This window comes from Dyadobacter sp. (assembly GCF_017744695.1).
Classification (GTDB): domain Bacteria; phylum Bacteroidota; class Bacteroidia; order Cytophagales; family Spirosomataceae; genus Dyadobacter.
On record NZ_JAGIAS010000005.1, the window covers coordinates 519,938 to 529,600 of the forward strand.

A 9,663-nucleotide genomic window follows, 5' to 3' on the forward strand; every position below is an offset into this window, starting at 1 on the left:
TTTACACTTACATATTACCGGCATTACCACTTTTAAATTCCCGGTAACGCGCAATTATAAATCGGATTTTCTCGCTTTCGGACCATTGGTCGGGTATCCAGTTGATTTTCAGTCCATCCTTTTCCATTTTCCTGAAAAACGTCATCTGTCGTTTGGCGAATCGGTGGATCTCGGTTTCGAGTTTGGAATGCATTTCTTCAAAAGTCATCGCGCCGGTAACGTACAGGGTTACATATTTGTATTCCAAACCGTAATAGATTAACGAATCGGGTGTAATGTCTTGATTTAAAAGACTTTGAACCTCTTCTATTAATCCCTGCTTTAACCTGGTCGAGAGTCTTTTGCTGATGCGTTCCCGCCGGGTTTCGACGGGTGGGTTCAGACCGAAAATCAGTGCAGGATACGCGTTTGCCTCATCGCCAAAGGCGATGTCGGTTTCGGGGTGATCATGCAGGAATGCAGCTATTTCCAACGCGCGGATCAGCCTCTTGCGGGTTGAAATATCGGCCAGCGCATGGTAGGCGGAGTCGGAAGCCTGAAACCGGGCAGTGAGCTGATCATTGGAGAGTGCTTCCAGCTCAGCCCGCAGGGCGTCATTCACGGGCACCGTATCATTGGCGTGGCCTTTCAGTAATGCATATATATAGAACCCGGTTCCACCACAAACAATCGGAACGCGCCCGTTGGCCAGAATCTGTTGGTAAGCATCGGCAAAATCGTGCTGGAAATCGTTCACATTATACTTATCACCTGCGTCGCGGATATTGATCAGGTGGGTGGGAATATACTCCCCGTTCACAATGTATTCGTCGAGGTCTTTGCCCGTACCGATGTCCATTTGCCGGTAAACCTGCCTCGAATCGGCACTGATGATTTCGCCGCTGATTTCGTGCGCGACGCGGGTGGCCAGGTGCGTCTTACCGGAGGCCGTCGGGCCGAGAATAATTAATAGCGGAGTTTCAGTACTCATGGGTTTCCGAAGAGTTAATGGTCCTGACGTATTTGATGCTGCCCAAGTTATATATTGTCAGATATGCAACAGGCGGTTGACAGGCAGACTGACCGGCTTCCTCACGCGTACGCACGCGGCGCATGTTCGCGAGCTCGACGTAGGCTTTGCGCGGAGGCGTACTTCCTCTTTCTTCGAACCCGAGGCGCTGGTAGCTCCGGCCGTCAGACCATTCTAGGTCGGCATAAGTCATAATGTCGTCTGGTAACTTTTCGCGGATGAATGCATTCAGTAGCTTATCCAACGCACCAACCACATTGGTACCCAGCAAGCTGGCAAAGCGGATCAGCTCATGTGAGCGGAATGGTCCTCCGTTTTGCTCGAAAATGCGGGCGTTGCTGAAAGTGGCTGCGGCAACCAGCAATTCGTCTGCCGATGCATCGAAAACAAAATCTTCCGGCAACACGCGGTAATATCGCTTTGGTAAAAACAGCCCGTATCGGAATTTCGACATGGTGCTGCCATTTAAATGATTGACTTCCAGGAACTGTGCTGTGGTGGCATTATCGATCCTTCGTGCGAGCGTCAGGCGCGCGGGGATTTTGGCCGATTTGCCCAGCATAGCAGCCAACCGCGATTGCACAATCTTCTTTCTGGCCAGCCAGTAGTCTTCCGAAATCACCACAGCGGGAATGCCTTCGTTGCGGGTGGCTTCCAGAAGCTGTTTTAAAGGGTTCAACAAGCTTTCATGATGGATTTTTTCCCAGGTAGCCAGGCCTGCCGGGATTATTTTCATCGTCACTTGACCTCCATTGGCTATTTCCAGCACGGGTAGTGCAAAACCCGGTTCATGCACGATATGACATTGAAACGGAATGGTTGTCAGCCAGTTGCAAAGTTGTTCTGAAAATGATGTTGGTTCGGCCAATGGGATGCTTGTAAATGAGCGGGCAAGTTAATGCGGGATTCCTACACAACAAAAAAACGCGCCGATGTGGCGCGTTTGCGTTTTGAATGGCCAGCGGAAACTACTTGCCGCCTAATCCGAATATGATACCTACGTTCACACCGCCGAATTTGGAAGTGGATTCAAAATCAATGTTGTTAGGCGAGCCGGTTTCAGATTCGTGGTTTTTATTACCAAATACAAAATGGTAAATACCTTCTACCTGGATACCCAGGTTTCCGAATGCGAATACCAGACCTGCCCTGGGTGCTGCACCGAAATTGCTGTGCTTCGACGATTCCAGTACGGTTTCACCATTCCATTTCGCTTTGTACTTCGAGAAATATACCCCGGCATCACCCCCGATGTAGGGGCGGATGGCACCGTTGGTAAAGAAGTAGTCCAGCGTACCGGTTACGGGCGTGAGTGTTCCGGTGGTACTAAGCTTTTGTCCGGCCACATTGTAGTCGCTGCCATCGGCGTAGACTTTACCCGCAACCCCGATTGCAAATTGCGGCGAAGCAAACACCCGGAGGTTTACACCACCACCTGCTACTGTTTTGGAATCTTCCACGTTGGATTTGGCAATCCCACCCTGTAATCCGAGAGAGAACTGCGCAAAGCTGGCCGAGGTCGCGGTGACGATCAGAGCGAAAACTGCCAGTGATAGGATCAGTTGCTTTTTCATGTTGATGTACTAATTATGGTTGATAGTTTGGAAACCATGCATCCATAATCAGTCCAACACGGAAAAATTGCATTGTGCAGCTGCTATTAAATTATCATACAATCCATTACAGTGACAATTTATTTTTAATGTACTATTTCAAAACTATCTGTTTCTGTGCAAAATATTCCTCATCCTGACGGGCTGCCTCCCAGCCGATCAGTGCTTTTTTGCGCAAGCTGCCCCAACGGTATTCGCCCAATACGCCCTCTTTGCGGATCACCCTATGGCAGGGGATAATGTAGGCAACAGGGTTGTCGCCCACCGCCGAACCTACTGCGCGGACGGCTTTCGGATGCCCGATACGCTCGGCGATTTGCTGGTAGGTCGTCACCGCGCCTTGGGGGATGCTGAGCAATGCTTCCCAAACTTTGAGCTGAAAATTGGTGCCTTGTACAAGCAATGGAAGTTTTTCCAATGATTGTTGTGCGGGGCTGAAAATACGCTGTACGTAGCTTGCTGTCGACGCCTGGTCCGGACGGATGGTGGCGTAGTGCCATTTGCGGGCGAGCTCGATGAGCTGGAAGTCGCGGGTAGCGTCGTCCACAAATGCCATGGCGCAAATGCCTCGGTCGGTGGCGGCGATGAAACAATCACCAAAGGGTGTTTCATGAAATCCGTAGCTGATGACCAGTCCTTTGCCCGCGCTTTTGAACTCCTGAGGCGTAACACCCTCGATGGATACGAAGTGGTCATACACCCGGCTCTGGCTCGAAAGTCCGGCCGATTCGGCGAGTTCGGAAAGGTTGTTCGAATCCCTGATCCGGTCCTTCAAATATCCTGCCGTGATGTATTGCAGGAACCGTTTCGGGCTCACGCCGGCCCATTCCGAAAACATGCGCTGGAAATGGAACTGGCTGATGCTCACCTCGTCGGCTACTTCGTTGAGCGTTGGCTGCTCCTTGGCGTTGGCCACGATATATTCGATGGCTTTCGCGATTTTGTCGTAATGATAAGTTTGCTGGTCCATTGGATTTTTTAATTTGTTGATACAAATTTGGTTTGTATGCCCCGGGTAGCCAACCCGAAACTTGCGCACTATCTGCACCAGTCACTAAACCGCGTTGGCGCTGTTTATGTACGCGGGTTTATATTCGCATCAGTTTAAAACAGCCATATTAGTACGTTCCTCATAGCCATGAAATTACTTTTTGCGAGCCTTATTACCATACTGGTCACCCACGGTGCCCATTCACAAAATTTCAAAGCGGAGCTCCGGAAGCTCAACGGTCAGATAGAAGCTGCTTACAAAAGCCGCAAACTGACCGCCAACGAATACGCCAAGTTAAAAGAAGAACGCAATGCGATCGAACTGACGATCGATAAGGCGCTTGCCGACGATATCCTTACACCGGATGAAAAAAACAGAATTCATTCAAAGATAGTCCGTTCGCGGAAGCGGCTGTCGAAATACAAGACCAACCGGGAGATCTATTAAAAGCGAAATGGCTCCTGCATTGCATTGCGGGAGCCATTTCGGGAAGGACGTGTGACGGAGGATCAATAATCCTTTTTGCCATCCTTTTTTGCCTTTTTATCAGCTCTTTTTTCTTTCAGCGTTTTAGTAGCCTCTTTTTTGTCGCTCCCTTTGTCCAGGTTTTTTCCTTTGGCCATGACTATTGAATTTTAGAGTTGTGTAATCTTTCAAATAACAGCAATAACCCGCGCATTTGTATCCTGCACCCTAAATTTATTGCTTTTGCGTAATCCTGTCCATGATCAGGTTCGCCCGCGCTCCGGTGTCGCCGCTGCTGGGGCATTTGCCTTCACCCCGTAATTCCCGCACGATCGATTCGATGAGTGGCTGCTGCACATGTTGCGGATAAGGGATGTGAAATACCTCAATACCCTCAGAAGTTTCGACGTGGATATCGAATTTCTCAAAAAATGAAAACGTGATGCGGCCTTTCGAGCCAATGATCTGCGCCTCGTCCTCGCGCTGGTCTTTGTCGATGGTATAGCACCAGCTTCCTTTACCCAATATGCCCGATTCAAATTCAAAATTGGCCACGACAATATCGTCTGCCTCGTACAGGCCCGCCTGGTTGCGCGCGATCCCCGACGCGTGACGGATAGGCCCGAAAATGAATTCAAGGAGGTCGAACTGGTGCGATGCAAGATCGTGGAAATGCCCGCCACCCGAAATTTCCGGTTTTACGCGCCAGCGCGGCTTTGCATTCGGCCCGACTTCTTCATCGTAAGGCTGCCATTGGAGGCAAATATCGATGAAGCGAACATCTCCGATCACCTTTTTGTCGATCAATTCTTTTACTTTCAGGAAGTAATCCAAGGCGCGTCGGTAATAGGCTACGAAAACCGGTACGCCGGTTCGCTTGCTTTCCGCATTGATGCGGTCGCATTCGGCGGCGGTTCGGGCCATGGGTTTTTCGATGTACACCGGCTTACCGGCGCGCATCGCTTTGAAGGCCAGGCTTTCGTGGGCGTCGGGCGGCGTGGCGATGTAAATCGCATTGATATCGGGGTCGTTGATGAGCGCTTCGGCGTCGTCATACCATTTGGGCACGCCATGGCGCTCGGCATAGTCTTTGGCCAATGCGCCATCGCGTCGCATGACCGCCACGAGCGAAGAGTTGGGTACCTTATTGAATGCGGGTCCGCTTTTGACTTCGGTCACGTTGCCGCAACCGATAATGCCCCATTTTATCTGATCCATCGGACAGGTTTTAGGTTTTGAACTAATCAACCTGCATAATAATTATTTAAGAACAGAAATCTACTTTAAAAGACACTGCAACATTTTTGAACGGTACACATGGAATCACAACCGAATAACCCGCTTCATGGTAAAACCCTGGAAGCTATTTTGAATGAGCTCGTGGATTATTATGGCTGGGAGCAAATGGGTTATTATGTCAATATCAATAGCTTTCAGCACGATCCCAGTGTGAAATCGAGCCTCAAATTTCTGCGGAAGACGCCGTGGGCACGCCAGAAAGTGGAAGAATTGTACCTGAAAATGCTGGCACGGAAGTAGAGGGCTGTTTTGTTAACCATTATTCACTTCAACAGATTGGATATTTATGGCTTTTGTAGATTATTATCAGATACTCGGACTTGACAAAAATGCTGACGATAAGGCCATTAAGAATGCTTACAGAAAACTGGCGAGGAAATACCACCCCGATCTGAACCCGAACGACAAGGAAGCGCAGAAGAAGTTTCAGGAGCTCAACGAAGCGAACGAGGTGCTGAGCGACCCTGAAAAGCGGAAGAAGTACGACAAGTACGGCAAAGACTGGCAACATAGCGCGGAATTCGAACAGGCGCGGCAGGCACGCAGCCAGGCAGGAGGACAGGAGGGCCAATGGTATGGCGGCAGCAACGAAGGTTTCTCCGATTTCTTCGAATCGATGTTTGGCTCGGGCTTCGGTGGCGGTCGGCAGGCGCGGTTCCGCGGGCAGGATTACCAGGCTGAAATCCATCTGGGCCTTCGCGACGCCTACGAAACGCACAAACAAACCCTGACGGTGAATGGCAAAAACATTCGCATTACTGTGCCGGCAGGTGTTGAAAACGGGCAAACTATTAAAATTGCAGGCCATGGCGGCCCTGGAAGCAATGGCGGGCCGAACGGGGATTTATATATTACTTTCTCGGTAGGAGTTGACGAAAAATTCAGACGGTCCGGTAATGACCTGCATGTGAAAGCAGAGCTGGATCTTTATACGGCCGTGCTGGGTGGCGAGCTGGTGGTGGAGACATTGAGCGGGAAAGTGAAACTACCTGTGAAGCCCGAAACGCAGAACGGCAGTGTGGTACGTTTGAAAGGCAAGGGCTTTCCGGTTTACAAACAGGAGGGCCAGTTCGGAGATCTTTACGTGACTTTCGACGTCAAAATCCCGACCAACCTGACCGACCGTCAAAAGGAATTGTTTACAGAATTGTCTAAATCCTGAAAACGATATGGAAAATGATCAGTTGATTGCCATCGAAGTGTTCTGCACGAATTACGATGTGGAATACGCGTTTGTAGAATCATTGCAGGAACACGACCTAATCGAGACCGTGATCGTTGGCGAAGCGCGTTTTTTACAGGTCCCGCAACTGAACCGCATCGAGCGCATTATCCGCCTTCACCGCGAGCTGGACATTAACCTGGAAGGTATAGAGGCTATTCAGGGACTGCTTGGCCGGATTGAACAACTGGACAGGGAAATTGCTTCGCTTCGGAACCGTTTGCGGTTTTACGAGCCGGGCTTATAATAACTCATGCATTGCCGGATAACCGGTTATCTTTGCACTCCCATTAAAACGAAGGGCAGGCCGGAGCCGGTCTGCCCCATTATTTGCCTATGAAATTTGAAGATTACCCCATTGCCGCCGAGATCAAGCGGAGCCTGGAAGCGGCCGGGTTCAAAAAGCCTACGGATATCCAGTTTAAAGCCATTCCGGCGGTTATGAAGGGGGAAGATGTGTTGGCTATCGCGCAGACTGGCACCGGTAAGACGGCCGCATTTGCGATTCCGGTGGTGGATAAATTGCATAAGCAAAAGTCGTCGAGCCGTTCCGAAGGGATCAAATGCGTGGTCATGGTGCCAACGCGGGAGCTGGCTATCCAGATCGCCGAGGTGTTTACGAGTATTTCGCGTCACACTAAAGTGAAAACATTCAGCGTGTTCGGTGGTGTAGAGCAGGGGCCACAGATCGCGAAGCTCGAAAAAGGTATTGACGTCCTCGTTTCGACGCCCGGCCGGATGTTCGATCTTGTGAGTCAAGGCTATATCAAGCTGGATCGCGTCGATACGCTCATTCTCGATGAAGCGGATCATATGCTCGACCTGGGGTTCATCAAAGATATTCAGGACCTGATCCGGCATTTGCCTAAAAGAAGGCAGACACTTTTTTTCTCGGCTACCATCGACGAAAAGATCAAGAAACTGGCGTATTCGCTGGTTAGGAATGCCATCCGTATTCAGATTTCGCCTAAAAATCCTGTTGCCAAAAACATCGACCATTCTGTTGCCTTTGTGGCAATGGACGACAAACGTTTTTTCCTGGAACGCGTCATTCGCCAGAATGCCGATAAAAAGATCCTCGTGTTCGTGCGCACGAAGGTGCGCGCCGAGCGCGTGTACAAGGCGCTCGAACGCATGGAAATCAAGAGCCTGACCATTCACGGAGATAAGGAGCAAGCCGACCGCCTCACCGCGATGAACGAGTTCAAGAAAGGCAATGTAAAGGTGCTGATTGCAACGGATGTGAGCGCGCGTGGGATCGATATCCCGAATGTGGATTACGTAATCAACTACGATTTACCCGAACAGCCCGAAAATTACGTCCACCGTGTAGGCCGTACCGGCCGCGGAATGCAGAAGGGCATTGCAGTGTCGTTTTGCAGTGACGAGGAAAAGCCGGTACTCGACCAGATACAGCAATATCTCGATAAACCCATTGCCGTGGTAAAGCTGACCGCCGAAGATTACGCCGAGACGCTTGAATTCACCACGGATACGCCCAACGATCTCAGCGCCCTGATGCGTGAAATCGAAGAGTTCGAGTCGAGGCAAAAGAAGAAAAGCAAAAAATAGCCCATTAAAAAAGGCTTTCAGAATCACTCCTGAAAGCCTTTTTTATATGATATAATGTTGATTACTTTTCGAATTTGTCAACCAGAATCTGTCCGCGGATTTCACCGTAGTAATACAGTTCGGTTGGGATATTAACATACATCATACCAGTGATAAGCTGAGTTTGCTGCTCTAAATTCAATTTCACCGAGCCTTGCACCTGGTTGCTGGCTGGTTTGTCAGCAAGCGGGAAAACAATTCCACCGACTTGCCACGCGGGATTAGCGGCGTGAATGTTTACCGACGTTGGTGTAATGTTCTGGTAAGTGATGTTGTATTTCAGCTCCATGGTAGCTTTGTTGTATTCAAAAACACCGGTTCCCTGCGCGGAAGATGTAGCTTTTGGCATCGTGGCGCTACTATTGATGACGGCGGACAGCTTCACAATGTCATCTTTATGAGGTCCTTCTTCTTTACAAGAAGTGACAAAACCTAACATCAAAACTCCTGCGATCAATAGTAAAAAACGTTTCATTGGCTTTTTCATACAGCGTTAATTAAAAAATTTGACTCCTAAATATACATACAAACTTAAATCCTGCAAAAACGATACCAGTTTGCTGTCATATGTTCCAAAGGTCACTTTTCCGGATATAAACGATCCGGTTGTTCCAGATTACCCTGTCCCAGTGGTCGACAGAACCGATTATCGTCAGCTTATGTCCTTTTCCCACCCGTTCGACGACTCCTGCTGCCGACGAAGGTTCATCGCGCAGGAAGGTGTTATCGTTCACAATAATACACGTTTGATAAAGGGAAGGCACATTTAATATGCCCAGCAGCGCGAGCAGATAAACGATGATGGAAACCTTGTGAATCTGCAAAATCGGCTCCTTCCTACGTGTCTTTGTAACCATTATGACAACTATATAGGTGCCCAAAGTTAGGAGCAATATCGGAATGTAATCACCATATTTTCGATAAAATATTATGAAATAGTTGTAATCGTCGAATTCATAGCCACTTAGATTCTGCTCTTTGGCGAGCTTGTCCATTTTCTCAAAAAGGTGCCTTGAAGGTTTCACCAGGGCCAATTTGCTGAGAAAAAAAAGGCAATCGGTATAGTTGTTGGTTTTTTCCGCCAGAAAAGCGAGCTTCAAAAGCAGCGCCTGACTATTTTTTTCGGTCAGACTGAAATTTTTTTTGTAGAGTGTTTGGGCCTCTGCATACCTGGCGATAGCGAACAGAGAATCAGCCGTTTTGAGCTCTTTCTGATTGGCACAAAAAGCCAGGTCCGGCATGAAAAATGCCAGGAATAAAAACGAAAAAATCAGGTTTTTCTTGTAGGGTACTTGCATTATACTTTAAAGAATTCTACTTTTGCATCGCAATTACGGAAAACGCCACGGCTAATCCAACACTGCAAAACCTCGAAAGCGACAAAGCAAGTAGAAAAAACGATTCCGTAGCTCAGCTGGTAGAGCAATACACTTTTAATGTATGGGTCCTGGGT

12 protein-coding genes are annotated in these 9,663 nt (G+C 48.9%); 5 read left to right on the top strand and 7 right to left on the bottom strand.

Annotation, left to right across the window (positions count from 1 at the left end; genetic code table 11):
* Positions 1 to 7: 7 nt before the first annotated feature.
* From miaA to J7619_RS20655, 4 genes are all read right to left on the bottom strand, one after another.
* On the bottom strand, positions 8 to 970 hold the full coding sequence (miaA, locus tag J7619_RS20640; protein WP_291203012.1) for a tRNA (adenosine(37)-N6)-dimethylallyltransferase MiaA: 963 nt from the start codon (positions 968 to 970) through the stop codon (positions 8 to 10).
* Positions 960 to 1,745 (bottom strand): hypothetical protein, encoded by a 786-nt coding sequence (locus tag J7619_RS20645; RefSeq protein ID WP_291203014.1) that lies wholly within the window; start codon positions 1,743 to 1,745, stop codon positions 960 to 962. Before J7619_RS20645 ends, miaA begins: the two co-directional genes overlap by 11 nt.
* Positions 1,746 to 1,977: 232 nt before the next feature.
* Complete coding sequence (locus J7619_RS20650) at positions 1,978 to 2,583, bottom strand: outer membrane beta-barrel protein (RefSeq protein ID WP_291203017.1); 606 nt, start codon at positions 2,581 to 2,583, stop codon at positions 1,978 to 1,980.
* A gap of 133 nt (positions 2,584 to 2,716) precedes the next feature.
* Positions 2,717 to 3,592 (bottom strand): methylated-DNA--[protein]-cysteine S-methyltransferase, encoded by an 876-nt coding sequence (locus J7619_RS20655; protein WP_291203020.1) that lies wholly within the window; start codon positions 3,590 to 3,592, stop codon positions 2,717 to 2,719.
* Positions 3,593 to 3,760: 168 nt separating this feature from the next.
* On the opposite strand from J7619_RS20655, the gene J7619_RS20660 reads away from it, so the two are divergent.
* The gene (locus J7619_RS20660; RefSeq protein ID WP_291203023.1) at positions 3,761 to 4,060 is read left to right on the top strand and encodes a hypothetical protein; all 300 of its coding nucleotides are present in this window, start codon (positions 3,761 to 3,763) and stop codon (positions 4,058 to 4,060) included.
* A 252-nt stretch (positions 4,061 to 4,312) separates the two neighbouring features.
* Here J7619_RS20660 and J7619_RS20665 read toward each other — a convergent pair whose 3' ends face one another.
* A complete protein-coding gene (locus tag J7619_RS20665; RefSeq protein ID WP_291203026.1) occupies positions 4,313 to 5,296 on the bottom strand; it encodes a Gfo/Idh/MocA family protein in 984 nt (327 codons plus the stop codon).
* A 99-nt stretch (positions 5,297 to 5,395) separates the two neighbouring features.
* Between J7619_RS20665 and J7619_RS20670 the strand changes: the two genes are divergently transcribed.
* The 4 genes from J7619_RS20670 (at position 5,396) to J7619_RS20685 (ending at position 8,171) form a co-directional block, all read left to right on the top strand.
* Positions 5,396 to 5,617, top strand: a complete 222-nt coding sequence (locus J7619_RS20670) for a VF530 family DNA-binding protein (protein WP_223408906.1) — start codon at positions 5,396 to 5,398, stop codon at positions 5,615 to 5,617.
* Positions 5,618 to 5,663: 46 nt separating this feature from the next.
* Positions 5,664 to 6,539, top strand: coding sequence for a J domain-containing protein (locus J7619_RS20675; RefSeq protein ID WP_291203031.1), 876 nt, complete (start codon positions 5,664 to 5,666; stop codon positions 6,537 to 6,539).
* Positions 6,540 to 6,546: 7 nt separating this feature from the next.
* Positions 6,547 to 6,846: a chaperone modulator CbpM gene (locus tag J7619_RS20680; RefSeq protein ID WP_291203034.1), complete on the top strand. Its 300-nt coding sequence runs from the start codon at positions 6,547 to 6,549 to the stop codon at positions 6,844 to 6,846.
* 89 nt (positions 6,847 to 6,935) lie between these two features.
* Positions 6,936 to 8,171 carry a DEAD/DEAH box helicase gene (locus J7619_RS20685; RefSeq protein ID WP_291203037.1) on the top strand — a complete coding sequence of 412 codons (1,236 nt, stop codon included), beginning with the start codon at positions 6,936 to 6,938 and terminating at the stop codon, positions 8,169 to 8,171.
* A gap of 61 nt (positions 8,172 to 8,232) precedes the next feature.
* On the opposite strand, the gene J7619_RS20690 is transcribed toward J7619_RS20685, so the two are convergent.
* Positions 8,233 to 8,697 carry a CHRD domain-containing protein gene (locus J7619_RS20690; RefSeq protein WP_291203040.1) on the bottom strand — a complete coding sequence of 155 codons (465 nt, stop codon included), beginning with the start codon at positions 8,695 to 8,697 and terminating at the stop codon, positions 8,233 to 8,235.
* Between the two features lie 76 nt (positions 8,698 to 8,773).
* Positions 8,774 to 9,508, bottom strand: a complete 735-nt coding sequence (locus tag J7619_RS20695; RefSeq protein WP_291203043.1) for an SH3 domain-containing protein — start codon at positions 9,506 to 9,508, stop codon at positions 8,774 to 8,776.
* Positions 9,509 to 9,663 lie beyond the last annotated feature (155 nt).